The following is a 26,575-nucleotide window of genomic DNA, read 5'->3' as shown; positions in this document are numbered from 1 at the left end:
TAAGCTTTCTATGCCAGCGCTTTTGCCAGTTCAGTTAATAATAAGGTTTGTTGTGGTTTGTCTTCACGTAGCCACTTAACGCTAATTTCCCCGCGTGCCAGCTCATCTTCACCGATGATAAGGCCAATAGCTGCACCAGATTTATCTGCGCGCTTTATTTGTTTCTTTAAATTGCCACCACCGCAATGCACCATAACGCGTTTACGTGGCAAATCTGCTCGCAGCCGTTCGGCAACAGAAAGTGCAGCAAGTTCCGCTTTTTCACCAAGTGCCATCAGATAGATATCGGCGCTGGCCGGCAGCTGAGGTAACAGTTCTAAGGTTTGTAACAACAGCACTAACCGCTCAAGCCCCAGGGCAAAACCAACGGCAGGGGTGGCTTTGCCACCTAGTTGCTCAACCAAACCATCATAACGGCCACCGGCACACACAGTCCCCTGGGAACCTAGCTCAGTGGTGACCCATTCAAATACCGTCTTGTTGTAGTAATCCAAGCCACGGACCAGGCGCGGATTCACGCTAAACTCAATGCCTGCCAGTGTCAGTAATTGTTTCAAGCGGGCAAAGTGTGTTGCGGAATCCTCATCAAGATAATCAGCCAGCTTAGGCGCTGCGGCTAGTATGTCTGCCAGTGCCGGGTTTTTGCTGTCTAATACCCGCAGCGGATTACTGTACATGCGTCTGAGGCTGTCTTCATCCAGCGCCGCCTTGTGCTGTTCCAGATACGCAACTAAAGCATCACGGTATGCAGTACGGGCTTGGGCTGAACCTAAAGAATTCAATTCCAGCTTCACATAGGGCGTAAGGCCGAGTTGTTGCCACAAACGGGCACTGAGCATGATCACTTCAGCATCAATATCTGCACTGGCAATACCAAAGGCTTCAAGACCAAACTGGTGAAACTGCCGGTAACGGCCTTTTTGCGGTCGCTCATGGCGAAACATTGGCCCGGTATACCACAACCGTTGTTCTTGATTGTACAGCAACCCGTGCTCATTACCTGCACGCACACAGCATGCCGTACCTTCAGGGCGCAGCGTTAAGCTGTCACCGTTGCGGTCGGCAAAGGTGTACATTTCTTTTTCGACAATATCGGTAACTTCACCAATTGAGCGCTTAAACAGATCGGTCATTTCCACTATAGGAAAGCGAATTTCGCTATAACCATAGCTAGCCGCCGTTTGGCGCAATACCTGTTCAACATGTTGCCATGCCGGCGTATCCTGCGGCAGACAATCGTTCATGCCGCGAATGGCCTGAATTTGCTTCGACAAAATTACATTTCCATCGGTTTAAATTAAAAAACAGCTGCGATTATAGGCGCAACGGAACCAAACACCAAGCTCGGCTTATTCAACCTGTCGCACGGTAATTTTCTGTTGCAGGTACTCACGCACCTGTTGCTCTAGCAGATCGGCAACTCGCTCGTTGTCCAGCCTTAACTTTTGGCGCTGACCATTGATATAAAACCCGCTTTTTTTACTGGCGCCAGCGACTCCCAAATCAGACACTAATGCCTCGCCCGGTCCGTTCACCACACAACCAATTACCGATACAGTGAGGGGATCCGTGATATCCTCTAACCGCTCTTCCAATTGATTCATGGTTTTAATCACATCAAATTCTTGCCGCGAACAGCTAGGGCAAGCAATAAAGTTTATGCCACGGGAGCGAATTCGTAACGATTTAAGAATATCGAATGCGACTTTCACTTCTTCCACCGGATCAGCGGCAAGCGAAATGCGTAATGTGTCTCCAATACCCTCAGCCAGTAACATGCCCAAACCTATGGCAGATTTCACTGCCCCTGCACGCGCGCCGCCGGCTTCAGTAATACCCAAATGCAACGGTTGCTTAATTTGCTTTGCCAGCAAACGATAAGCCCCTACCGCCAAAAATACGTCTGAAGCTTTAACACTCACTTTAAACTGATCAAAGTTAAGCCGGTCTAAAATATCAACATGTCGCATAGCCGATTCAACCAGCGCCTCAGGCGTTGGTTCACCATACTTTTGCTGAATATCTGCCTCTAACGAGCCACCATTTACGCCAATACGAATGGGGATATTATGATCGCGTGCGCAATCGACTACTGCACGGATGCGGTCTTCCCGGCCAATATTGCCCGGATTAATCCGCAAACAATCTACGCCATATTCTGCCACTTTCAATGCAATGCGGTAGTCGAAATGAATATCAGCAACCAGAGGAACCGGGGATTGCTGCTTTATCAACTTGAAGGCTTCTGCCGCGTCCATCGTTGGCACTGACACCCGCACCAAATCGGCACCGGCTTTAGCAATTGCTTTAATTTGTGCCACGGTAGCGGCCACATCAGTGGTAAGCGTATTCGTCATAGATTGCACCGCAATGGGGGCATCGCCACCAATCAATACATTGCCAACACGAATTTGCGTACTTATGCGACGTTTTATAGGGTTTTCTGCAAACATGCTTAATCTGACTCAGGAATTGTAAATTTAGCCACTCTACCAGCCGCTAATGCTGACATATCAACAGCCTGCTGATTGAAATTAATCTTCACGACACTAGGGTTTCCCAGGGTAACAGTAAACGGCGCCTTGCCACTTAGCTGCATAATGTAACCTGCTTGTTTGGTACCAAATGCAACCCGGTTGCCATCGGCATCCAAAACGTCAACCCAGCAATTTTCACTAAAACGCATTTCTAACAGATCAACAACAGGTACAAGCTCAATTGCTGCAGATTCGGCGGTATTTTCCTCTGCAGGTACTAATAGTTCTAACATCTCGCTGAACTGTTCCGGTGTGGGTTGCGGCGGTTCAGCTATAACGTCAGTTACCGTTGCGGATATTACCACTTCAGGCTCAGGTACAGGCTGTTCGGCATTGGATACCGTGACTCTGGCGGTTTGCCACCACCAAATAAACAACAATACGACTAGCAGCAAAATAATGCCGTAAGTTAGCCACATAAAGCGGTTTTCCGTTGCCTGCTTTGCAGTACGATTAGAAAACGTCCGCATTGGCTTAGTAATGCTTTGCTCACGACCGCTTTGCTGAGCGTAAGCCGCCATCAAGGGTGATTCAGGTAGTTTAAGCAAGCGCCCATATGCCCTAACGTAACCACGGGCAAAGGTTTCAGGCATGTTATCAAACTGATCTTGCTCTAGCTTAATAACTTGTTCCGGTTTTAAATTAAGCTGTAACGCAACCTGCTGTACGCTAAGCTGGCGCTGTTCTCTGCCTTGCAGTAACATCTGGCCGGCACTGGCAGATACCTGATCTTCGGTTGTCATTGATTAACACTTTCCGGGTCAATAACATATACTTGCTGACCAACCTGTAATTTACTGTTTTCGCTAAGGTTATTCCAGCTTAAGAAACTACTTAACCGGACATTGTAGCGATAAGAAATACCAAACATGGTTTCACCCTCAGCAACGATGTGCATAGGTTCAGAGGCGACAATTTGAACTCTGGCTGTTGCGGGCTGTTCATTCAGTTGCTCTTCGCTTACAGGGCCCAACCATATTTTTTGCCCCGTTTTAATAACGGAGTCAGGCGTAAGCTTATTCCAATCCATTAAACGCTGCAGGCGAATATTATGCTGTACAGATATCGCATACAGCGACTCAGCGCTTTGCACAATATGATAATTGGGTAAATCTAATACCTCTGTTGCAACAGCCTGCTCTGAATCTGGCACAGTGGCACGTTCATCTTCCTGCATCTGGGTCTGCGACTTCGCTGTCGCACTTTCTAAATCTTCACTGATTGACGCATCAACCGACGGCATAGGCTCGGTGTCCGCTGTGGTATCGCTCTGTTCGGTTTGCGCTAAAACATCTGGCACAGTTTGCAGAGGTTGGGTTTGCAAGGGTTCAGTTTGCAGATTGTCTTTTTCTGTCACGGCCAATGCTGTAGCGTCTTGTTCGGCTTGCAGGCGTTGCTCTTCTTGCACCGCTAATACTGCCGCGTCTTGCTCTGCTTGCAGGCGTTGCTGTTCTTGCAGCGCTAATACTGCCGCGTCTTGCTCTGCTTGCAGGCGTTGCTGTTCTTGCAGCGCTAATACTGCGGCGTCTTGCTCCGCTTGCTCACGTTGCTGCTCTTGCAACACTAATAATGCTGCAGCCTCTTGCTCCGCTTGCTGCGCATCAACAATTTGCTTGTCGTAGGTGTTATCAACGTTTACTTTCTCATCAGGCAAAACATCGACATTCGCCAGTTCTGCAACGGCAGTTTGCGTAACACCACCTAAACTATTAGCAATGTCGCTGGTGGCGTTTTTCAACGCTGCGGGTTCTGCGCCGGCTTTGGCAGGCTGCGACCTTGGTGTCGCTTGAGCAACAGCAACGTTGTCGGTTTGACCACTATCATTTTTACGCCGCACTATCTTTAACTTGGGATTAGCCACAGGGGCTTCTGGTACTTCTGCTTTTACTGCATCATCTTCAGGCAATACAATGTTTGCCATCAGGCTGTCTTTGTACCTTTCACGTAGTCGCTCAAACTCACTGTCTTGCAACTTACCTTGCAATAACAGCCTGGCTTCAGGTGTATCGCTGTAGAGTGTCAGTAGCAATTGTTCGGCGTTACGTAAGGTTTCACGGTCACCATTTTTATCTGCTATAAGGTAACTAAGCAGCACGGTTGTAGCAGAAACCCTTCCTAAGCGCTGAATTCGATCTAATTGCGTTTTAGCCTGGCGGTTATCCCCCATCGCATAAGATACCGCAGCTAACATAGTGAGGGAGCTAATTCTAGTAGAGTTATGGCTAATAGAAGAATCCAGAAAACGGTTCGCTTTTACAAAGTTGTTTTGTTGTAACTGACATAGCGCTAGGTTTTCGTAGCTCTCAGCAACACGAATATAGCCAGGTCGGCTAATCGCTTTAAGCAGTAACTCTTCTGACTCTTCATAGCGATTTAACTGACACAGGAAAGCACCAAAGTTATTGTAAGCATCCGCATAATTGCTGTCTTTGGAAATAGACAGCCGAAAGTACTCTTCTGCCTGCTTTAATTCATCAACGCTTTGATAATAGTAGGCTAAGGCGCTATAAACCTCTGCGGAATTGGGAGCAAAACTGCGCGCCCGTTCCAGGTTATATTTTGCCTGTGAGGTGTCGCCACGACGTAAATAGTTCAACCCCAGCGAAATACGGGTGCGAGCCGCTTCAATATTATCAAAGCTACGGTCTGATACCGGCTTATCACTGCCGACATACGTTTGTTCCGATACGCAACCTGATAACACCAGCAAACTACAGAGTGAAATACCAATGAGAACTTTTTGCTTCACCACACCCACTTCCTTGATTTATTGCAGCATTTTTATGTCTATTGGCTGACCTTTTTGCTGCTTTTTAATCAGCCTTTTTGTTCTGTCGATAACATCGCCTACCAATTGACCACAAGCAGCATCAATGTCATCACCACGGGTTTTCCGTACAATAACAGTAAAGCCGTATTCTTGTAAGACTTTGTTAAATCTGTCAATCCGTGAGTTGCTCGAACGCTTGTACGGCGAGCCTGGATACGGATTAAACGGGATCAAGTTGATTTTTGACGGAGTATCTTTAAGCGCATGCGCCAGTTCATGCGCCTGTTCCATGCTGTCGTTAACACCGTCAAGCATGACGTACTCTACTGTGACCTTATCATTGGCCTTAGAGTTCGCCACATAACGCCTTGAAGCCGCTAAAAACTCTTCCATCGGGTATTTACGGTTTACCGGTACCAATTCGTTACGTAATTCATTATTTGGCGCATGCAATGAAATAGCCAACGCAACGTCGATTTTGTCACGCAATAAGTCCAATGCGGGTACCACACCAGAGGTACTTAGCGTGACGCGACGCTTAGATAAACCAAAGCCGAAATCTTCCAGCATCAGCTCCATCGCTGGCACCACGTTATTAAGGTTAAGTAGCGGTTCTCCCATCCCCATCATCACAACATTGGTAACAGGCTTATCGCCAGTATCACCGTAGCTGCCAATAATTTGAGCCACGCGCCATACCTGGCCAATAATTTCTGACACGCTTAGGTTGCGGTTAAAACCTTGCTGCGCGGTTGAACAGAACGAACAATCTAATGCACAGCCAACCTGAGATGACACACATAACGTGCGGCGGTCTTTTTCTGGGATCCAGACAGTCTCAACTTCCTGGCCACCGCTTAAGCCCATAACAAACTTAATGGTACCGTCACTGCTGTCCTGCCGGGTAACCACAACGGGGGCTTCAATAACACAGCGCGTTTTCAGTTTTTCCCGCAATACTTTATTGATATTGCTCATCTTATCGAAGTCATCGATACAGAAGTGGTAAATCCATTTCATTACCTGATCGGCACGGAATGGTTTTTCGCCCATATCGACAAAAAACGCCTGCATTTGCGCACGCGTAAGATCAAGTAAATTAATTTTGCTTTGTTGCTCAGTCATTTGCTGAACACTCCTTACCACAATAAACAATAGCCATAAAACACTGTACCAACATGCACTAAGGGGGCTGCTGCCCCCTTAGTCCGTTACCGCAGGCGATTAACGCTTAACGGGTACGGGCACACAGCTCAGCTTCTGTGAAGAAGTAAGCAATTTCACGTGCAGCTGATGCCGCAGCGTCTGAACCGTGCACAGCATTTTCATCGATGCTTGCAGCGTAATCAGCACGTAACGTGCCCGCTGTCGCATCTTTAGGGTTAGTTGCACCCATGATTTCACGGTTTTTACGTACCGCGTCTTCACCTTCTAATACCTGAACCATTACCGGGCCAGACGTCATAAAAGACACTAAAGCGCCAAAGAAAGGACGCTCTTTGTGCTCAGCGTAGAAACCTTCAGCTTGTTCTTGGCTTAAGTGTAGCATTTTGGCAGCAACGATACGTAAACCGGCTGATTCGAAACGGTTGTAAATTGCACCGATAACATTTTTAGCTACAGCATCTGGCTTGATAATTGAAAAAGTACGTTCTAACGCCATAACAGGCTCCCTGATTAAGTATGTTTATAAACTGAGTGATTAAATTTTAAGGCGGCAAATTATACGCTAGTTGTAAAAAAAAACCTATTTTTGCTGATAAAAAAGCCGCAACATAGTGTTGCGGCTTTTAATGACAGTAGTTTTACACTGTTGCCAGCGATTAGAACGTTGTAACCATTTTAACCGTGCCGTCGACGCTACCACTGCTTATATAACCAATGGCATTAGGATCAGCGGCTACAGCGGCCTTAACTGCAGCATCATCTGCCATTTCTTTCGGCGGCGTGCCCTTACCGGTAAACACCAGCTTTGACCAGTAAGCTTTTAACTGAGCAGATGAACGATTTAATACTTTGCTATCAAATTCATCTCTTGCAGCTTGCCCTTCAGGCAAATTGAGCGGCGTGGCTTTTGAACCATCAGCAAAAGTTGACGTGCGGCCCAAGAATAATCGGTTCAGGTCATCGGTGGAAACAGCATTGCCGTTAGCGGGATTAACCACAACGGCTATATCAGCCATAGCGCTGACAGATAACAATGCGCTTAGCAATAACGACATTTTAACAATACGCATGATATCTCCTTAAAAAACTAAATCTACACCAAAGGCAATAACATCCTGACGTACGTCGGCAATCTCGTTATCTTCAGAGCTGTATTGTACTTTAAATGCCGCAGAAGGGTGGAAATCGTAGCGCAAACCCAAGTTATAGGTTGTTGCTTCGCGAGCCTGGCTTTGCACTATACCAGTAACCGGAATAAGCAGTTGCGTAGGTAATGTGGTGGCATAAGGAGCATAAATATCCGTTTTCGCTTCGTTGTCCTCTTTTTCATAGGAAACGTAAGGTGTTATAACATCAAAACGGTGCCCCACTGAGACATAAAAGTTCTTCTGGTCGGCAATAAAGCTGTTATCTACCTTAACCAGCGTATATTCAGCAACGAGCAACCAATTGTTTTTATCTGCAGTAAATCCTATGCCAAAAAAACTGCCGTCTTCTTCTTTGATATCAATTTCATCAACCAGACCAGTAAGACCTAAACCTGACAAGCTAGTAAAAAAATCACCAAAAGTAACGTCTGGTTGTAGCTGAACAACTTCGGCTTCAACACTTACTTTACCAATCAGATAGGCCGCGCGCAGGCTATACCAATCCTGGCTCATCTCCCACGTTGCGCCAACAATATTATCAATTTTCGCGTTTACAGCCACGCCGCTGATTTGCGCATCGCCGTTATACGCGCCTGCAACAATTTGTAAACTAGAGTCAAAATTGCCTAGCTGCGTTGTGTGATAAAACGATATACCTTCAATATTATCAAAGCCTAAACCATATACGCCCTGAGGTACACGTAACCAGTCATAAGCGTAGCCGACGTCACGATAGTCTGAGTATTTGTAAAACGGCGTACGTAAACGACCAGCATTAATACGCAGCTCTTCTGTTGCCTGGTAACTTAAAAAAGCCCACTCAAAACCAACATCAAAGTCTTCTGCTCCTCGCCCTACAAGCTGAGCAGTTACTGACAGTTTTTCGCCTAAATCAGACATTAACTGCACAGCAAACAAACTTTCGTTTTTAAAATCCAGACTGTCGTTATAGCCATATAAGGTATCGTCACTGTCTAAAGCGATACCCGCTTTTATCGATGCAAAACCGTTTACCTTTACTTCAGCGTGAGCTGACGTGAAAAGCAAGCCTGACACGGCTAGGGCAATAAGAGATTTTTTAAGCATAGTTGCTCCGTCATTATCGTTTTCATAAACAGACTAGCTCACAATGCGCTAATCTGCCCTGTGTGTAGTATTTATTATTATTATAAGTCTTAGAATAGACGTAAAAAAAGGCCCTTGCAGGCCTTTTAACATTGTGAGGATTAGTGGCCTTCGCTGACCATATTTACCGTATATTTTGGTATCTCCACCACTAAGTCTTCATCCGCTATTCGCGCTTGACAGCCCAAACGCGATTCCGGCTCTAAGCCCCAGGCTTTATCTAACATGTCGTCCTCGAGTTCATCACTCTCATTGAGTGAGTAAAACCCCTCTCGAACGATGACATGGCAGGTAGTGCAAGCACACGATTTCTCGCATGCGTGTTCAATGGATATACCGTTGCGAAGTGCAACATCTAGCACCGTTTCACCAGTATTAGCATCCAGGGCTGCACCGTCTGGGCACAGTTCTGCATGGGGTAAAAATACGATTTGTGGCATTAGTTATACCTCGTCCACGTTGTGGCCTTTGAGCGCAGTTCGGATAGACTGATCCATGCGTCGAGCGGCAAAATCATCTGTTAAAGTATTGGTGTGTTCAATAGCCGCTTTAATCGCTGCAGTATCATCACCCTGTTTCACCTGTGCTAAGCGAGCAAGCGCCTGGGTAATATCGGCGACTTCCTTTTCATCAAGCAATGATACGTCGGTATTAAGCGCCTGTGACACCGCTTCAAGTACACGCTCGGCTTCAACTTGCTGCTCACGTAACAAACGGAGCTGCATATCCTGCCGCGCAAATTGCATTGAGCTTTTCAGCATAGTGGTAACTTGCTCGTCACTTAAACCATAAGACGGTTTAACCTGAATATTCGCTTGTACGCCGCTCGATTTCTCTTGCGCAGTAACGCTCAGCAAGCCATCGGCATCTACTTGAAAAGTAACACGAATGTGCGCGCCACCTGCAGGCATAGGTGGTATGCCTCTTAATTCAAAGCGCGCCAGTGAGCGGCAGTCATCCACCAGTTCACGTTCACCCTGCACCACATGCAGCGCCATGGCAGTCTGACCATCTTTGAAAGTGGTAAATTCCTGCGCCCGGGCAACGGGTATTACCGTGTTACGTGGGATAATTTTTTCTGTCAGGCCACCCATCGTCTCAAGTCCCAATGACAATGGAATAACGTCCAGCAGCAGCGTATCACTATCGGCTTTATTACCCACCAATACATTAGCCTGAATAGCAGCACCTAAGGCAACCACTTTGTCTGGGTCAATAGAGGTAAGGGGTTCATTGCCAAAAAAGCGGGCTACGTCCTGTCGCACTAATGGCACCCGGGTAGACCCACCTACCATAACCACTTTAACAACGTCTTCAACGGTTAAATCAGCATCGCGCAATACCTGACGACAGGCGCGAATGGTTTTCTTTACCAGCGGCGCAATCAATTGCTCAATATCTGCCCGTGACAGTTGCATGCTGTCTGCAGCACCAGGCAACGTAAAATGCGTTACTTCGTTATCAGTTAATTGCTCTTTAACATGACGGGCTAAGGTTAAATAGTGCCTCATGGCCTGATGAGACAAGCTACTTTGACCACTGAGTTGTTGCAGATGACTAACAATGGCATAGTCAAAGTCATCACCGCCTAAAGCAGAGTCACCACCCGTCGCCAGTACTTCAAACACTCCCCGACGTAAACGCAAAATAGAGATGTCAAAGGTACCGCCGCCTAAGTCATATACGGCGATAACACCTTCCTGGCCAGAATCTAAACCATAGGCTAGCGCAGCAGCCGTAGGTTCATTCAATAGTCGCATCACGTTTAAACCGGCTAATTTAGCGGCATCTTTCGTCGCTTGGCGTTGGGCATCGTCAAAATAGGCCGGCACGGTAATCACTACACCGTTTAATTCGCCACCTAAGGTTTCGCTGGCCGTATTGGCCAGGGTAGCCAGAATTTCAGCGGATATTTCAACCGGGTTCTTCACGCCTTGTGCGGTATCAATGGCGACTAACCCTTGTTGGTCAACAAGCTGATAGGGAACTTTGTCTTTAAGCGCCAGCGTTTCGCTATAGCCTTTGCCCATTAATCGCTTTACCGACACGATAGTATTATCGGCATCGGTAGCGGCGGCGGCCATAGCATCATCGCCAACAATAACATTATCTGCGGTGTAACGTACTACGGACGGTAGCATGTCTCGACCTTGCTGATTAACCAGCGTTTTAGCCTCACCACTGCGCACCGTTGCAACCAGAGAGTTGGTGGTACCAAGGTCAATACCGGCCGCTAGCTTGTGCTGATGCGGCGCAGCGCTTTGTCCGGGCTCTGCGATCTGTAATAGCATAGTGTCGTTTAGTCTTGTAGTTGCTGTTCTATCAGCTCCAGCTCTTGCTGCAGCTTAAAGAAGAATTTTAGTTTACGGATCACATCAGCAGCGAGTTGATCCTGTGCTGTATTTTCCGCGTCCAGCGCAGCGGCCAACTGCTGAAGCAGTGTTCTTTTTTGCTGCTGTAGTTGGCGCTCTATCATATCAATGACAGAATCTGGATCGGCGCTTTGCTCAATTTCAGCAATTTGCTCGCGTAGTTCCATTTGCTGCATTAAAAACATTGGATCAGTAAAGCTGCGTTGCTCATTGCTGATCTTTAAACCACGTAACGCCAGCAAGTGCTCGGCACGCAGTAGCGGGTGCTTTAAACTGTGATACGCATCATTAATGTTGGCGGTCTGCTGCACTGCCAGCAGTTTATCACGCTCTGAACCCGCACTGTGCTGATCAGGATGAAAACGCCGCTGTAGTTGCAAATAACGCGACCCCAATTCCGTAAGATCAAGGTCGAACGACGCCGGCAGATTAAACAGCTGAAAATAATTCATCCGGCCCCTAGATACCTAAATTAAGTGCTTAAACTGTGAAACTTTCGCCACAACCACATTCGCCATTGACGTTAGGATTGTTAAACTGAAAGCCTTCATTTAAGCCTTCTTTAACAAAGTCCAGCTGCGTACCGTCGATATATACCAGACTTTTACCGTCAACTATCAGCTTCAGGTCATCCTGTTCAAACACTTCGTCGTCGTCGTTCAGTGTGTCAACAAATTCCAGTACATATGCCAAGCCAGAGCAGCCGGTGGTTTTAATACCTACCCGCAGCCCTATACCTTTACCCCGGTTTTGCAAAAAGCTACGCACCCGATCAGCAGCGGCAGTTGTCATCGAAATGGCCATTACACTCAGCCTCCGTGCTTTTGCTTATAGTCAGCAATAGCCGCTTTGATGGCGTCTTCGGCCAAAATTGAACAGTGAATTTTCACTGGTGGTAATGCCAGTTCCTGCGCGATGTCAGTGTTTTTTATCTGCTGCGCTTCGTCCAGGCTTTTACCTTTAACCCATTCAGTTACCAATGAGCTTGAAGCAATAGCACTACCACAGCCGTAAGTTTTAAACTTAGCGTCTTCGATAATGCCTTCCGGGCTCACTTTTATTTGTAGCTTCATTACGTCACCGCACGCAGGTGCACCCACCATACCGGTGGCAACACTGGCGTCGTCTTTGTCGAACGAGCCGACGTTACGTGGATTTTCGTAGTGATCGATTACTTTATTACTGTATGCCATGATAATTACCTCTTGTGCAGCCGGAACGCTTAGTGCGCAACCCAGGCCACAGTGTTTAAATCGACGCCATCTTTGAACATATCCCACAACGGTGACATTGCACGTAGCTTATCAATCGCCTGGTGTACTATTTTAATCGTATGGTCAACTTGTTCTTCCGTGGTAAAACGGCCGATACTAAAACGAATAGAACTGTGTGCCAGCTCATCACTCATACCCAGTGCACGCAGTACGTAAGACGGTTCCAAACTGGCCGATGTACAGGCTGAACCTGATGACACAGCAATATCTTTCAACGCCATGATCAGCGACTCACCTTCAACATAGTTAAAGCTGATGTTGGTGATATGCGGCACTCGCTGCTCGCGATTACCGTTTAAAAATACTTGTTCTAAGTCTTTAACGCCGTTAAGCAGGCGATCACGCAGTACAGTAATACGGCTAATTTCAGCTTGCATTTCCAGCTTAGCAATACGGAACGCTTCGCCCATGCCAACAATCTGATGGGTTGGCAACGTGCCTGAACGCATTCCACGTTCATGCCCACCGCCGTGCATTTGTGCTTCTAAGCGAATACGTGGTTTGCGACGAACAAACAACGCGCCAATGCCTTTAGGGCCATAGGCTTTATGCGCTGAAAATGACATTAAATCGACTTTAAGTGCTTGCAGATCAATGTCTACTTTGCCAGCAGCCTGAGCAGCGTCAACGTGAAAAATAATACCTTTGCTGCGACACATCTCGCCTATGGCTGCGATGTCTTGCACTACGCCAATTTCATTATTGACAAACATCACACTGATCACGCTGGTATCAGGACGAATAGCCGCTTCTAACATCGCTACCGTCACCAAACCGTCGGTTTGCGGTTCCATGTAGGTGACTTCATAACCTTCGCGTTCAAGCTGACGCATGGTATCCAGCGTGGCTTTATGCTCAGTTTTAACCGTAATCAGGTGCTTACCCTTTTTATGGTAAAAATCAGCCGCGCCTTTAATCGCCAGGTTATTTGATTCTGTTGCGCCAGAAGTAAATACAATTTCGCGTGGATCAGCGTTAATCAGCTCAGCAATCTGGCTGCGGGCAATTTCTACCGCTTCTTCAGCTTGCCAGCCAAAACGATGCGAACGTGATGCCGGGTTACCAAACTCGCCGTCCATTGTTAAAAACTGCATCATTTTCTCTGCTACACGGGTATCAACCGGCGTAGTTGCAGCGTAATCCAGATAAATAGGTAGCTTCATTATTTGCTCCGTGTTGCCTACAGCTGGCAGCTAACTTCGATATCAGTTGCCGGGTTCTTTACAATACGGCTGTTTGGCCGTTTTGCCTGAGTCTGTACATCCTGCTGGTTAACCAGCTCTCCCAGCGTAATACTGGTAAGAAAATCTTCAATGCGATGGCTTAGATCGCTCCACAAGGTATGCGTTAAACAACGGGTTCCGCCATGACAATCAGACTTGCCCTGACAGCGAGTGGCATCAACTGACTCATCGACAGCGCTGATCACATCAGAAACTGAAATGGTTGTGGCTTCACGCCCCAGCTGATAACCGCCACCCGGGCCTCGCACGCTGCTAACTAAACCGTGTTTACGTAACCGGGCGAACAATTGTTCAAGATAAGACAACGAAATACCCTGACGCTCGGAAATGTCAGCCAGTGGCACCGGGCCCGTTGCTGTGTGTAAGGCTACATCTAACATAGCCGTTACCGCATAGCGGCCTTTGGACGTTAATCTCATGCTTTGCTCCCTGAAAACAATGGCGCCATTGTACATTCCCGACTATTTTAGTCAAGTATTAATAACCTAGTAAGTTAGTCAAGTATTCAGGCCACTAAGTTCCGAACTAGCAATAATCAGATATTCGGGTCAAAGGCTTCTACGTCACGTTTACGAGCGTCTGCGGCACGTTTTTCTGCCAATTTAAAGTCTTCTTCTTCAATATCAACAGTGGGCACTTGATCACAAACATTGCCACCGAGCTGATTAACGCTATGACACAATTCACCCACTTTACGATCCAGCAGCTGTATGTGATCCAGCATCCGGCCAATGGCATTCGCAACCGGATCCGGGTTATCGGCCGCTACCGCGTAGGCATCAAAACCAAACTTCTGTGCCAATTGCTTGCGCTCTGCACTGACAATAGCGTCCGCTTTGGCCACAATACGTCCCGGGATACCAATAACGGTGGCTCCTGCAGGTACATCTTTAACTACCACCGCATTTGAACCTATGCGGGCGTTTTCACCCACCATCAGCGGGCCCAGTACTTTAGCACCGGCACCAATAACAACACCGTTAGCCAGGGTTGGATGACGCTTACCCGGATTCCAGCTGGTACCACCCAGTGTTACACCATGATACAGGGTAACATCATCACCAATTTCAGCCGTTTCGCCAATAACAACGCCCATACCATGATCGATAAAAAAGCGTCGTCCAATTTTCGCACCTGGATGAATCTCCACACCAGTAAACCAGCGTGACAGTGTACTTAAAAAACGCGCCAACCCCTTCCAGTTAGCACGCCAGAGTTTATGACTTACCCGATGCCACCAAATAGCATGCAAGCCCGGATAGTTTGTTAATACTTCAAAACTACTGCGCGCCGCAGGATCGCGTTCAAACACACTTTTGATATCTTCTTTGATACCCGCAAACATGCGTTACTCCTTATCACCCATAGTATTGCGACCAAAACGCTGTACTGAGGTTAATATACCGCGCAAAATATTGTATTCGGCTTCTTCCGGCCGGGCACGGGTAAACAAACGTTTTAATTTTGTCATAACAACACCCGGATGCTGTTTAATAATAAAACCCGTATCGTTTAACGTATCTTCTAAATGCTGATAAAAACTGTTCATCTGCTCACTGGTTGGATAGGCGACATCATCCACCACAGCAGTTTGCTCAGCCTGTTGCAACATGGCCATGCGCACTTCATACGTGACAATTTGTACTGCCATGGCTAAATTGAGCGAGCTGTAATCCGGATTGGCCGGTATACACACATGGTAATTGCACAGTTGTAACTCTTCGTTAGTTAAGCCACTGCTTTCTCTGCCAAACACTAACGCAACCGGATGTGTTGCTGCCTCTTTCACTGCCAGCGCAGCACAATCACGAGGTTCCAGCATCGGCCAGCTTAATGTGCGCGAACGGGCGCTACTGCCAACCACTAAGCCACAATCGGTAATGGCCTCTTTTAAACTGTCAAACACCCGGGCGTTTGCCAGAATATCGCTGGCACCGGCCGACAGTGCATATGCCTGGCCATCGGGTAGCTCTTTCGGCGCTACCAAACACAGCTGTGACAAGCCCATGGTTTTCATTGCCCGGGCTACCGAGCCAATATTGCCGGTATGGGTTGTACCCACTAGAATAATTCGGATTTGGTCTAACATAAGGCTTCCCGCGTAAAAGGGCTGATATTCTAGCACAGCCTGGAATAATTGTTGATGAGAAAATAGCAGTCTGGCCATCTAAATTATACTGATTAATGCGCCGCGCTAACCTGCTTTTTTTACTTTGTTTTGCTACACTACCGCCACTTTCACCACAGGGAACCACGAAGATGAAAACAATAAAACTTGCTGCGGCACTGTCTGCTGTTCTGTTTAGTTCACTAACGATGGCCGATGCCTCTACTGATGCTTTGCAGTTAGCTGTTGAACATCAAAGCCGTACTCCAGCTAATGTTGTGCGCGACCCGTTCCGTAATCCCGCTGAAACCTTAGCTTTTTTTAATGTGACACCCAACAGCACCGTTGTTGAAATCTCCCCTGGTGGTGGTTGGTATACCGAAATTCTGGCTCCGCTGTTAGCGGCACATGGCACCTACTATGCCGCTCACTTTCCTGCTGAAACTGAATCTGATTATTACAAACGTAGCCGAGCCGCTTTTGTTGAGAAACTGGCCAGCAACCCAATATACAACCGGGTACAACTCACTGAATTCTCGCCAACAGGCAGCAATACCATCGCACCAGAAGGCAGCGCCGACGTTGTGCTTACTTTTAGAAACCTGCACAACTGGTATAACCAAGGTGGCGATGAAGCACTGGTTAATAGCTTCAAGCAATTTTACGCGGCATTAAAACCCGGTGGCGTATTAGGTGTGGTAGAACACCGTTTACCGGCAGACAAGATGGTTGGCGAGTGGATTAAAAGCGGTTACTTCCCTCAGGCATTAACGGTAAAAGCGGCTGAACAAGCAGGTTTTGAGTTTCAAGCCAGCAGCGAAGTGAACGCTAATGCGAAAGATACCGCAGACTATGCTGGCGGCGTTTGGACATTGCCACCGTCGTTTCGGTTAAAAGATCAGGACAAAGACAAGTATATGGCCATCGGCGAAAGTGACCGCATGACCTTAAAATTTGTTAAACCTGCAGCAAAATAATTTTTTATTTAGTTATTAACGGAAAGCGCAATGAAAGTACTGGTAATTGGCGGCGGTGGCCGCGAACATGCTCTGGCATGGAAAACGGCGCAGTCGCCTTTAGCTACACAGGTGTTTGTGGCGCCAGGTAATGCTGGCACAGCACGGGAAGCAAACCTGACCAATGTTGCTATTGCCGCAGATAACGTGGCTGAACTGCTGGCTTTTGCCCAGCAAGAGCAGATTGGCCTAACCATTGTTGGGCCCGAAGCGCCGCTCGCTAAAGGCGTGGTTGATGCGTTTAACGCTGCCGGTTTAGCCATTTTTGGCCCGACACAGGCAGCTGCACAACTGGAAAGCTCAAAAGCCTTTGCCAAAGACTTTTTAGCCCGCCACAGTATTCCGACCGCCGCTTATCAGACTTTCACGGAAATTGCTCCGGCTAAGGCTTTTGCTCACACATTAGGCACACCAGTGGTAATAAAAGCCGATGGCTTAGCGGCAGGTAAAGGCGTGATTATTGCGCAGAGCCAGCAAGAAGCTGATGCCGCAATCGACGACATGTTATCAGGCAACAAGTTTGGTGACGCTGGTAGTCGGGTTGTTGTGGAAGAGTTTCTAACCGGTGAAGAAGCGTCGTTTATTGTTATGGTAGATGGTAAAACTGCGCTACCTTTTGCATCGTCACAGGATCATAAAGCCCGTGATAATGGTGACAAAGGGCCAAACACCGGTGGTATGGGGGCCTACTCACCCGCCCCGGTGGTGACGCCAGCAGTACATGACTGGGTAATGCAGCATGTTATTTACCCTACTGTAAACGGTATGGCAGCAGAAGGCACCGTGTTTACTGGCTTCTTGTATGCCGGTTTGATGATTTCACCCGATGGCAGTGCCAAAGTACTGGAGTTTAACTGCCGGTTTGGCGACCCTGAAACGCAACCTATTATGATGCGTTTACAGTCTGATTTAGTGGAACTGTGCTTAGCCGCAACGAAAACTACCCTGGCCCAACAGCAGATTAACTTTACTGAACAGGCTGCAGTAGGCGTTGTGTTAGCGGCTGGCGGTTATCCTGATAGCTATGCCAAAGGTAAGGTAATAAGTGGTCTTGACGGTGCGGATAGTGTAGCGGCAAAAGTATTTCATGCTGGCACTGAGCTTAAAGACAATAAGGTGTTTACCAACGGTGGTCGGGTGCTTTGCGCTACCGCATTAGGCCAGAATGTTACTGCTGCACAGCAAGCGGCATATCAGCTGGTAGACAAAATTAGTTGGGATGGCATGTTCTGCCGCACTGATATTGGTTACCGCGCCATTGCCCGCGAGCAAAAATAAGTTTAATCAAAACACCGCGGCAGATAGCCGCGGTCATTCGCATAAGCCGCGGTAATCTACCGCAGCCTATGCTAATTCAACCGAATTTGCGTTGTTATCTTGTGGTAACACTAGCAGCCTATCCTGTCTTTTTTATCTGGAATGTCAGCATTATGCGTAAACACCTTATCCGGCTCTCAGCATTAAGTGTTTTGTTGCTTAGTCATCACGTTTTGGCGCAGTGTGATAGCTCGTTCACCAGCATCAACACCATTCAAGGCACTGCTGAGACCAGCCCGCTGCTGGCAAAACAACTGAGTACACGCGGTGTCGTAACCGCAATTGTGTATCCTGGCACCAAGGCGGCAGGAATCGTGTTGCGTGCTATCGCACCCGACAATAGCGCTGCAGCAAACAGCTTATTTATTGCCGACAGCAACGCTGCCGCTCAGTATAAGCCAGGCCAGCAATTACAAGTAACCGGTACCGTAACAGAGGTAAATCAGCTTACCCGTCTGGCAAATATCAACGATATTAAACTGTGTGATGGTCAGCACGTCATTACCCCGGTAAACGTACAACTTCCGGTTGCCACATTACAACAGTGGGAACAACTAGAAGGTGAGCTGGTTAGCTTTTCGCAAACACTAACCGTTAACGACACCTACAGCCTGGGACGCTATGGCGAACTCATGTTGGCTGATAAACGCCTTTTGGTCCCCACCGACATTATGCGTCCGGGCAAAGAGGCTATGGCACTGGCTGAGCAACAAGAGCGTCATACGCTGGTATTAGACGATGGCAGTATAAAGCAGAACCCCGACCCGGTGCGGTTTGGCAGCAATATATTAACGGCACAGACAACGGTGCGGGTTGGCGATACGGTGACACAAGTAACAGGCGTTATTCTACAAAACGAACGTGGTTATTTCTTGTTCCCGACCCAGCAGCCCCAATATCATGCGCAAAACCCGCGCCCAGCAAATCCTGAAGCTAAGCCGGAAAAAGCGTTACGCATTGCCAGTTTTAATGTACTTAATTACTTTAACGGCTCAGATCAAACACCGGCGTTCCCAACGCGCCGCGGCGCCCACTCTTTAATGGAATTTCAGCGCCAGCAGGAAAAAACGATTAGCGCACTGGCTGCTCTTGATGCCGATATTATTGGGTTATTAGAAGTCGAAAATAATGGTTATGGCGCACAAAGCGCGCTGGCTAGCCTGACAAATGCGCTAAATGCTGTCAGTAAAACCCCCTATCGCTTTATTACGACCATGGAGCAACCTGGTACCGATGACATTAAAGTTGCCATGTTATATCGGCCTGCCAATGTGAGTATCGAAGGAAACGCGGCTATGTTGTTGTCAGCCCCCTTTAATTGGGGCAGCAGGCCGCCGCTGGCACAAAGCTTTCGTCATTTAGCCAGCAACGAGCTGATAACGGTAAGTATTAACCACTTTAAATCAAAAGGCAGTTGTCCAAAAGACACGTCAAAAGACGCTGAGCAACAGGATGGACAAGGCTGCTGGAATGCCCTTAGAACTACGTCGGCTAAAGCATTAAGTGACTGGTTGCACACTAACCCAACCGGCATAGAGACTGACAAACAGATTATTTTGGGTGACTTAAATGCCTACCGGATGGAAGACCCTGTCGTCACGCTTGAGCAACAAGATTGGCAGTATTTAACCTCAAAAGATGGCGGGCAGTACTCTTATGTTTATCGCGGTCGCACCGGCTCGCTTGATCATGCGCTGGCAAGCACCGCCTTAGCAAAACAACTGGTTCAGTTTCAGCACTGGTCTATTAACGCCGATGAACCAACGTTACTGGATTATAACGTTGAGTTTAAAAGTGATAACTTGCAGCAGCAACTGCACGCCCCAACACCTTATCGCTCATCAGATCATGACCCGCTACTGGCAACCTTTCACTTCTAGTTACTCTGTTCTCGGGTAAACAGCTAACACTGTTTGCCCCTGACACCTCAAGCATATTTGCAATAAACAGTTGCACGCTATTTGCCTGTTGCTTTAAGGTGAGGTTCAGTTAAAGCAGCGAGCGGTTTATATGTCACACAAAAATCCTATTATTGCCATCACCGGCTCGTCAGGTGCCGGTACAACAACAACAACAACGGCGTTTCAGCATATTTTCCGCACACTAGACATTAACGCAGCTTTTGTTGAAGGAGACTGCTTCCACCGTTTTAGCCGACCAGAAATGGAAGTTGCTATACGCAAAGCCAAAGAACAAGGCCGTTACATTAGCTACTTTGGCGCAGAAGCCAATGATTTTGGTGCCCTGGAAAACTTTTTTGCCAGCTACGGTGACACCGGCGGTGGTAAAATACGCCACTATTTACATACCTTTGACGAAGCCGTGCCCTACAACCAGTTACCGGGCACGTTTACGCCCTGGCAAGATATACGCGCCAACACCGACTTATTATTTTATGAGGGTTTGCATGGCGGTGCGGTAACTGACGAGCATGATGTAGCCAAACATGTCGACTTACTTATTGGTATGGTACCTATTGTTAACTTAGAATGGATCCAAAAAATAATTCGCGATACCTCAGAACGTGGCCACTCACGCGAAGCGGTACAAGCTAGCATAGTGCGCAGTATGGACGACTACATCAACCATATTACGCCGCAGTTTTCACGCACGCATATCAACTTTCAACGTGTGCCTACCGTTGATACTTCTAACCCGTTTAGTGCCAAAGACATTCCGTCACTAGATGAAAGTTTTGTCGTGATCCGTTTTCGCGGTATCAAGCATGTAGATTTCCCGTATTATCTGCGCATGATTAATGGCTCTTTTATGTCGCGGGTGAATACGCTGGTGGTGCCAGGCGGCAAAATGGGCCTGGCAATGGAGCTGATATTAACACCGCTGGTAGAAGAGCTGATGATTAAACGGCGCCAGGCTCGCGGTCAGGTCGATTGGTTGGGTACCTAAACAAGAAGACCCTAATCCTTGTTTGAGCGTCACAAACCGGATTACCCATACCAACACGCCGTAAATACTTCCCTGTAGGCTCGTTTACGCCCGTCCAGGGCTTCAACGGTTGATTTAGGGCAACCAGGTTTGTTCTTTCAGCATCCGTCATAGCGCCAAAATACTGGTTACAAAACCAACAGCACTACAATTTTCATTTCCGCTAGCACCCATCATACCGTTGCTTCTGCTTTACAAAACACCAATTTTCAGCCGTTTAGCGAATGTCAAGACCGCAAAGGCCAATAAATTTATACTTTTGTTTAAATAATAACCTTTGCTTTGGCGGAAAAAATCCGTAAACTTGGCGCCCCTTAAGGGTAGAGCCTTGGATTCAGTGGTGCGCATAGGTCCATATCAGTTAGCGAACAAGGTAATTTGTGCTCCGATGGCTGGAGTGACTGATCACACTTTTCGTGAGCTTTGCCGGCGTTTTGGTGCAGCGTTAGCTGTGTCGGAAATGCTGTCGAGCAATCCGCTGGTCTGGCAAAGCGAAAAATCACAAAATCGCATGGGCCATCGTCAGGAGTCGGGTATTCGTTCCGTGCAAATTGCCGGAGCAGATCACCAGCAGATGGCGGACGCCGCCCAGTACAATGTTGAGATTGGTGCCGATATTATCGACATCAATATGGGTTGTCCGGCAAAAAAGGTGAACAAGAAACTGGCGGGTTCTGCCTTGTTGCAGTACCCAGACTTAGTGGAGCAAATTGTTCGCGCAGTGGTCGATGCGGTAAAGGTACCGGTTACCTTGAAAATTCGCACCGGCTGGGACCCTGACAACAGAAACGGCATTCAGATTGCCCGTATTGCCCAAGATAATGGCATACAGGCACTGGCAGTACATGGCAGAACGAAAGCCTGCATGTATAAAGGTGAAGCGGAATATGACACCATCCGCACCATAAAACAAAGTGTAACGATACCGGTAATTGCCAATGGCGATATTACCGGGCCGGAAAAAGCACGCTATGTGCTGGATTACACCGGAGCCGACGCCATAATGATTGGTCGTGCGGCACAAGGTCGGCCATGGATTTTCCGCGAAGTGGTGCATTACCTGGCCACTGGCGACAAACTGGCGCCGCCGTGTATTTCGGAAGTGCGCCAGATTATGCTGGAACATGTGCAGGGTTTACACCAGCTTTATGGTGAGCTCGCCGGTTCTCGCATTGCCCGCAAACATGTGGGCTGGTATTTAGCCGAGCATGACAAGCTCGGTGTGTTTCGTAGTGAATTCAATGGCATTGAGCAGGCAGATGTTCAGCTCAACGCCTTAAATGACTATTTTCATCAACTAGCAGCAACCTAACGTAAAAGAGAAAAGCAATGTTTAATTCGAACGTTACTTCGCCATTTATTACTAACGCCCACGTACAAACGCAGGAAAAGCCACAAGCTTTAAGCACTGCCGCGCAAAAAGCAGTCGCTAACTACCTGCAGCAATTAAACGGACAGGACGTTGACGATTTATATGAACTGGTATTATCTGAATTAGAGCGTCCTTTACTGGAAGAAGTGATGAAATATACCCGCGGTAATCAAACCCGCGCAGCCAACCTGATGGGCATCAACCGCGGTACGCTCCGTAAGAAGTTAAAGCAATACGGCATGAGCTAATGCCCACGCGGGGTTAGCCCCGCTACTAAGCACCTTCGGGTGCTTTTTTATTGGCTGCGCCTGAGGAATTTTACGCATTAGATTCCGCATTAACCCCGGTACTCAGGCACAGACAACATAGATATCGAACTAAGATTGTGGCAGCTGCCACCTTGCTCACGCCAACACGCCGTAAACCCATCCATGGGGGCTCGTTTCCGCCCATCCGGGGCTTCAACGGTTGGCTTAGAGCAAGCCGGCAGCTGCGATGCACTAAACTCGCTGTAATTAGTGTAACCCGATTTCTGCAAGCTAAATGAGAGTCTAAGCATGACGACATTAAGACCTATCCGCCGCGCACTATTAAGTGTGTCCGACAAAACCGGTATCGTAGAATTTGCTCGCGCCCTGGCCGCGCAACAGGTTGAAATTCTCTCTACCGGTGGTACCGCAAAATTACTGGCCGAACAAGGCATCAAGGTAATTGAAGTATCGGATTACACCGGTCACCCGGAAATTATGGACGGCCGGGTTAAAACCCTACATCCGAAAATTCATGGCGGCATTTTAGCGCGTCGCGGCACGGATGAAGCCGTCATGGCTGACAACAACATTGGCCCAATCGATTTAGTGGTGGTTAACTTGTATCCGTTTGCCAGCACTGTTGCTAAAGCCGGTTGTACGCTGGAAGATGCCATTGAAAATATCGACATCGGCGGCCCCACTATGGTGCGAGCAGCAGCGAAAAACCACAAAGACGTTACCATTATTGTTAACGCTAAAGACTACGATATCGTTGTAGCAGAAATGCAAGCCAACGGCGGTGCCACTACCCACGCTACCCGCTTTAGCCTGGCAATAAGTGCGTTTGAACACACAGCGCAATATGATGGCATGATTGCCAACTACTTTGGCGCCATGTTACCGGCCTACGATACACCATTGGAACCTGCAACCAAGTTCCCGCGCACCTTCAATAGCCAGTTCGTAAAAAAACAAGATTTACGTTACGGCGAAAACAGCCACCAAAGTGCGGCGTTTTATGTGCAAGAGGGCGCTAGCGAAGCCTCTGTGTCTACGGCCACTCAGTTGCAAGGTAAGGCGTTGTCTTACAACAACATCGCCGACACTGACGCTGCACTGGAATGCGTAAAAGAATTCAATGAACCGGCCTGCGTTATTGTTAAACACGCTAACCCTTGTGGCGTGGCTATTGGCGATTCAATTCTTGATGCCTACAACCGTGCCTATAAAACTGATCCAACTTCGGCCTTTGGCGGCATTATCGCCTTCAACCGTGAGCTGGATGAAACCACTGCCAAAGAAATTGTCAGCCGTCAGTTTGTTGAAGTGATTATTGCGCCTTCTGCAACAGACGCTGCCGTAGCGGTAGTGGCTAGCAAACCAAACGTGCGTTTATTAGTGTGTGGCGAGTTTAGCGCAGCTGCACCGGCACTAGATGTTAAACAAGTAAACGGTGGCATGTTGTTGCAAGACCGCGACCAGGCCAAAATCACCGCTGATGATTTAAAAGTGGTTACCCAGCGCCAGCCAACCGAGCAAGAGCTTAAAGACTTACTGTTTTGCTGGAAAGTGGCCAAGTTTGTTAAATCAAACGCTATTGTTTACGTAAAAGACAGCATGACCATTGGTGTTGGCGCCGGCCAAATGAGCCGTGTGTACAGCGCGAAAATTGCTGGTATTAAGGCTGCCGACGAGAACTTAGAAGTAAAAGGGTCCGTAATGGCTTCTGACGCCTTTTTCCCGTTCCGTGACGGTATCGATGCTGCAGCCGCTGCAGGCATTACCGCAGTGATCCAGCCAGGTGGCTCAATGCGCGACGCTGAAGTTATCGCCGCCGCAGATGAGCACGGCATGGCAATGGTATTTACCGGCGTACGTCATTTCCGCCATTAATAACATGCGCTATTAAGCATTTGCTTTAGTTATAAAAAGGTCGCTTTGCGGCCTTTTTAATTTATTGCTTTACCCAGCCAATACTCAGCAAATAACGGCTGCCCTGCTCTACTTTGCTAACGGCAAGTTCGCACAGATCGGGCCGGAAAAATTTAATGCGGCTGCTTTGATAAATTGGCGTAGCGCAGATAAAGTCACCGCCTTTTTTAGCCTGCTTTAACACAATGTTCAGCCGGTAATGTTTGCCACTGCTTAGCATATCTTTATGCGGCGGTACTTCGCAGCCTTGCGGAAAACGCAGTAAATAACAGTCAAACTTAATTGGCCAATATGCGCCAGCCAGCAACATTTTGTCATATCCGGAAAGCTGACGGCCTTTTTGCCAGCGAAGTAACTGCCTGAAAATGCTCATTCAATACCCTGATTCAGAAAATCGCCAGACAGAATGCATGCCATGCCGTCAACGTTAAGGTTATACAAATACACCCAGCAGGTTATGTTATCACCGTTCTCAAGCTTCACCTGCTGCAGTTCGCGCCGGTATTCCTGCGGTTTCGCAAACGCCGCACTGCAAGCCTCATAATGGTCGAGTTCAGCGAGCATAAGATCTGGCTGCAGCAACTGGTATAACTCACCTACGACCAAATCGGCCGGATTTAACGATGCCACAACCCCCGGATAATGGGCAATCTGATACAACCGGCCCTGATAATGCGCCCTACCAATAAAGCAGCTACCGGTTGCTAGCAACTTATGCATAGGGTGTCTGGCAGAGCGGCGTAAGGTGCCGTAGACAAACAAATAATTCTGCATTTTTAGTCATTGATCAATATCGAATAAAACACTTTACCAACATTTTCGTTTCATATATAACTTCAGCCGCATTTTGCAGTTAAATAAAATAGGATGTTTTATGTTGTTTAAAAAAATGGTGTTAGTTGCTGCAGTAATTGGTAGTTTCGCTGCACAAGCAGAGGTTCAGAACTTTTATGTTGGTGGTCAATACAATAAGACTACGTTAGAAGAAAATGAAAGTGGGTTTTCTGGTTCTGTTGATTTTGGCAGCATTACTGCTTTAGCAGGCTACAAATTTAATGATTACCTTGCTGTAGAAGCTCGCTTTGGTACTGGAGTAAAAGATAAGTCATCAAACGAAGACGGCTATAAAGAAAGCTTTGGCGTAGATATGCAAACTATGTTGGTTGCCAAAGCAAGCTATAACTTGTCCAATGAATTTTCAGTATTTGCAGTTGCTGGTTACAGCAAAACAGATTTCAAATACGAAGAGTCTGAGCCTGGTTACTCTTTTTCAGAAACTGACTCATTAAATGGCCTAGCGCTCGGTATTGGTGCGGAATTCAAATTTTCCAATAACGTCGCAGTTAACCTGGAGTATGTCATGTTGCCAGATAAAACTTTCCGCGACGGTTCATACTCATTTAAATTAGAATCTAATAATCTATCGCTTGGCGTAAATTACTATTTCTAATCCCATTTGAACCAGGCTTAGTTTAAGCTTGGTTCAATCCACACTGGTTACACTACATAAATTTGGCTGGTATTGACCATTCGAGTTGAAAGCTGTTTTGGTCAGCCTGATAACACAAGCAGGTTAAAGACGCTTTTTTAATCTTAAATGCCATGTTTTCGCTGCCGAGTAAGCTACCGATAAGCAACGATAAGTCTGGTTCGTGGCCTACCAATAAGGCGTGTGTGGGCAGTTCTGCTAGCAACTGTTGTAGCTGTTGATATGCAAACTGACTGTCTGTTGTAAGTGCCAACCATTCTAGTTCCTGCACAGCAGGCAAACCCGCTTCTTTACGCACTATGGCGGCGGTTTGTGCCGCGCGCGGATACGGGCTGCTAAACACCGCTTCTGGCACAATAGCATTACGCTGCATAAAAGCTGCGACACGGCGTGCTTGCAACCGACCTTTTTCTATCAGGCAGCGGTCTATATCCAGCTGGTTTGGCCGAATAACCTCTGCGGTAGCGTGTCGTAAAAAATATAAGTATTTATCCATAGCGGCGCAGTT

Annotated in this window: 28 protein-coding genes; 8 read left to right on the top strand and 20 right to left on the bottom strand. The window is 47.5% G+C overall.

Going from position 1 to position 26,575, the window contains the following annotated elements; translation table 11 throughout:
* Positions 1–8 precede the first annotated feature (8 nt).
* From hisS to trmJ, 17 genes are all read right to left on the bottom strand, one after another.
* A complete protein-coding gene (hisS, locus tag ORJ00_RS09410) occupies positions 9–1,274 on the bottom strand; it encodes a histidine--tRNA ligase (protein ID WP_306139655.1) in 1,266 nt (421 codons plus the stop codon).
* 75 nt (positions 1,275–1,349) lie between these two features.
* On the bottom strand, positions 1,350–2,453 hold the full coding sequence (gene ispG / locus ORJ00_RS09405) for a flavodoxin-dependent (E)-4-hydroxy-3-methylbut-2-enyl-diphosphate synthase (protein WP_027671065.1): 1,104 nt from the start codon (positions 2,451–2,453) through the stop codon (positions 1,350–1,352).
* A gap of 2 nt (positions 2,454–2,455) precedes the next feature.
* Positions 2,456–3,280 carry a RodZ domain-containing protein gene (locus tag ORJ00_RS09400; RefSeq protein ID WP_027671066.1) on the bottom strand — a complete coding sequence of 275 codons (825 nt, stop codon included), beginning with the start codon at positions 3,278–3,280 and terminating at the stop codon, positions 2,456–2,458.
* The gene (pilW, locus tag ORJ00_RS09395; protein WP_306139654.1) at positions 3,277–5,289 is read right to left on the bottom strand and encodes a type IV pilus biogenesis/stability protein PilW; all 2,013 of its coding nucleotides are present in this window, start codon (positions 5,287–5,289) and stop codon (positions 3,277–3,279) included. The genes ORJ00_RS09400 and pilW overlap by 4 nt, the downstream gene beginning before the upstream one ends.
* Before the next feature lie 15 nt (positions 5,290–5,304).
* Positions 5,305–6,432 carry a dual-specificity RNA methyltransferase RlmN gene (rlmN, locus tag ORJ00_RS09390; RefSeq protein WP_027671068.1) on the bottom strand — a complete coding sequence of 376 codons (1,128 nt, stop codon included), beginning with the start codon at positions 6,430–6,432 and terminating at the stop codon, positions 5,305–5,307.
* 106 nt (positions 6,433–6,538) lie between these two features.
* The gene (gene ndk / locus ORJ00_RS09385) at positions 6,539–6,970 is read right to left on the bottom strand and encodes a nucleoside-diphosphate kinase (protein WP_027671069.1); all 432 of its coding nucleotides are present in this window, start codon (positions 6,968–6,970) and stop codon (positions 6,539–6,541) included.
* Between the two features lie 160 nt (positions 6,971–7,130).
* A complete protein-coding gene (locus ORJ00_RS09380) occupies positions 7,131–7,544 on the bottom strand; it encodes a type 2 periplasmic-binding domain-containing protein (protein WP_306139652.1) in 414 nt (137 codons plus the stop codon).
* Between the two features lie 9 nt (positions 7,545–7,553).
* Positions 7,554–8,708 (bottom strand): porin, encoded by a 1,155-nt coding sequence (locus ORJ00_RS09375; protein ID WP_306137410.1) that lies wholly within the window; start codon positions 8,706–8,708, stop codon positions 7,554–7,556.
* A gap of 140 nt (positions 8,709–8,848) precedes the next feature.
* Positions 8,849–9,187: an ISC system 2Fe-2S type ferredoxin gene (fdx, locus tag ORJ00_RS09370; protein WP_027671072.1), complete on the bottom strand. Its 339-nt coding sequence runs from the start codon at positions 9,185–9,187 to the stop codon at positions 8,849–8,851.
* Between the two features lie 3 nt (positions 9,188–9,190).
* Positions 9,191–11,038, bottom strand: a complete 1,848-nt coding sequence (gene hscA / locus ORJ00_RS09365; protein WP_306139651.1) for a Fe-S protein assembly chaperone HscA — start codon at positions 11,036–11,038, stop codon at positions 9,191–9,193.
* An 8-nt stretch (positions 11,039–11,046) separates the two neighbouring features.
* The gene (hscB, locus tag ORJ00_RS09360; RefSeq protein WP_305975300.1) at positions 11,047–11,571 is read right to left on the bottom strand and encodes a co-chaperone HscB; all 525 of its coding nucleotides are present in this window, start codon (positions 11,569–11,571) and stop codon (positions 11,047–11,049) included.
* A 28-nt stretch (positions 11,572–11,599) separates the two neighbouring features.
* On the bottom strand, positions 11,600–11,923 hold the full coding sequence (iscA, locus tag ORJ00_RS09355; RefSeq protein ID WP_305975302.1) for an iron-sulfur cluster assembly protein IscA: 324 nt from the start codon (positions 11,921–11,923) through the stop codon (positions 11,600–11,602).
* 5 nt (positions 11,924–11,928) lie between these two features.
* Positions 11,929–12,312, bottom strand: a complete 384-nt coding sequence (gene iscU / locus ORJ00_RS09350) for a Fe-S cluster assembly scaffold IscU (protein WP_305975304.1) — start codon at positions 12,310–12,312, stop codon at positions 11,929–11,931.
* A gap of 29 nt (positions 12,313–12,341) precedes the next feature.
* Positions 12,342–13,556 carry an IscS subfamily cysteine desulfurase gene (locus ORJ00_RS09345; RefSeq protein ID WP_306125670.1) on the bottom strand — a complete coding sequence of 405 codons (1,215 nt, stop codon included), beginning with the start codon at positions 13,554–13,556 and terminating at the stop codon, positions 12,342–12,344.
* Between the two features lie 17 nt (positions 13,557–13,573).
* A complete protein-coding gene (gene iscR / locus ORJ00_RS09340) occupies positions 13,574–14,056 on the bottom strand; it encodes a Fe-S cluster assembly transcriptional regulator IscR (RefSeq protein ID WP_027671078.1) in 483 nt (160 codons plus the stop codon).
* A gap of 116 nt (positions 14,057–14,172) precedes the next feature.
* A complete protein-coding gene (gene cysE / locus ORJ00_RS09335) occupies positions 14,173–14,982 on the bottom strand; it encodes a serine O-acetyltransferase (protein ID WP_027671079.1) in 810 nt (269 codons plus the stop codon).
* 3 nt (positions 14,983–14,985) lie between these two features.
* The gene (gene trmJ / locus ORJ00_RS09330) at positions 14,986–15,726 is read right to left on the bottom strand and encodes a tRNA (cytosine(32)/uridine(32)-2'-O)-methyltransferase TrmJ (protein WP_306137243.1); all 741 of its coding nucleotides are present in this window, start codon (positions 15,724–15,726) and stop codon (positions 14,986–14,988) included.
* A 170-nt stretch (positions 15,727–15,896) separates the two neighbouring features.
* On the opposite strand from trmJ, the gene ORJ00_RS09325 reads away from it, so the two are divergent.
* The 7 genes from ORJ00_RS09325 (at position 15,897) to purH (ending at position 24,539) form a co-directional block, all read left to right on the top strand.
* Complete coding sequence (locus ORJ00_RS09325) at positions 15,897–16,721, top strand: class I SAM-dependent methyltransferase (RefSeq protein WP_305975310.1); 825 nt, start codon at positions 15,897–15,899, stop codon at positions 16,719–16,721.
* Between the two features lie 30 nt (positions 16,722–16,751).
* A complete protein-coding gene (purD, locus tag ORJ00_RS09320; protein ID WP_306139650.1) occupies positions 16,752–18,038 on the top strand; it encodes a phosphoribosylamine--glycine ligase in 1,287 nt (428 codons plus the stop codon).
* Positions 18,039–18,190: 152 nt separating this feature from the next.
* Complete coding sequence (locus ORJ00_RS09315) at positions 18,191–19,957, top strand: ExeM/NucH family extracellular endonuclease (RefSeq protein WP_306139648.1); 1,767 nt, start codon at positions 18,191–18,193, stop codon at positions 19,955–19,957.
* A 130-nt stretch (positions 19,958–20,087) separates the two neighbouring features.
* Entirely contained in the window at positions 20,088–20,984 is an 897-nt protein-coding gene (locus ORJ00_RS09310) for a phosphoribulokinase (protein ID WP_306139647.1), read from the top strand.
* Positions 20,985–21,360: 376 nt separating this feature from the next.
* Entirely contained in the window at positions 21,361–22,335 is a 975-nt protein-coding gene (dusB, locus tag ORJ00_RS09305) for a tRNA dihydrouridine synthase DusB (protein WP_440480647.1), read from the top strand.
* 17 nt (positions 22,336–22,352) lie between these two features.
* A complete protein-coding gene (gene fis, locus ORJ00_RS09300) occupies positions 22,353–22,643 on the top strand; it encodes a DNA-binding transcriptional regulator Fis (protein ID WP_027671086.1) in 291 nt (96 codons plus the stop codon).
* Between the two features lie 309 nt (positions 22,644–22,952).
* The gene (gene purH, locus ORJ00_RS09295) at positions 22,953–24,539 is read left to right on the top strand and encodes a bifunctional phosphoribosylaminoimidazolecarboxamide formyltransferase/IMP cyclohydrolase (RefSeq protein ID WP_027671087.1); all 1,587 of its coding nucleotides are present in this window, start codon (positions 22,953–22,955) and stop codon (positions 24,537–24,539) included.
* Positions 24,540–24,600: 61 nt separating this feature from the next.
* Here the strand turns inward: purH and ORJ00_RS09290 are convergent, their stop codons facing one another.
* Positions 24,601–24,951 carry a hypothetical protein gene (locus ORJ00_RS09290; protein WP_306139645.1) on the bottom strand — a complete coding sequence of 117 codons (351 nt, stop codon included), beginning with the start codon at positions 24,949–24,951 and terminating at the stop codon, positions 24,601–24,603.
* Positions 24,948–25,352 carry a gamma-glutamylcyclotransferase family protein gene (locus tag ORJ00_RS09285; RefSeq protein WP_027671089.1) on the bottom strand — a complete coding sequence of 135 codons (405 nt, stop codon included), beginning with the start codon at positions 25,350–25,352 and terminating at the stop codon, positions 24,948–24,950. The genes ORJ00_RS09290 and ORJ00_RS09285 overlap by 4 nt, the downstream gene beginning before the upstream one ends.
* Before the next feature lie 100 nt (positions 25,353–25,452).
* On the opposite strand from ORJ00_RS09285, the gene ORJ00_RS09280 reads away from it, so the two are divergent.
* Positions 25,453–26,028, top strand: coding sequence for an outer membrane protein (locus ORJ00_RS09280; RefSeq protein ID WP_305975319.1), 576 nt, complete (start codon positions 25,453–25,455; stop codon positions 26,026–26,028).
* A gap of 52 nt (positions 26,029–26,080) precedes the next feature.
* Here the strand turns inward: ORJ00_RS09280 and ORJ00_RS09275 are convergent, their stop codons facing one another.
* Positions 26,081–26,563 (bottom strand): SixA phosphatase family protein, encoded by a 483-nt coding sequence (locus ORJ00_RS09275; RefSeq protein ID WP_027671091.1) that lies wholly within the window; start codon positions 26,561–26,563, stop codon positions 26,081–26,083.
* Positions 26,564–26,575 lie beyond the last annotated feature (12 nt).

Source organism: Rheinheimera baltica (assembly GCF_030731985.1).
GTDB lineage: Bacteria > Pseudomonadota > Gammaproteobacteria > Enterobacterales > Alteromonadaceae > Alishewanella > Alishewanella baltica.
Note: the sequence above shows the minus strand (reverse complement) of the source record. Positions and strands in the feature narration are given on the sequence as shown.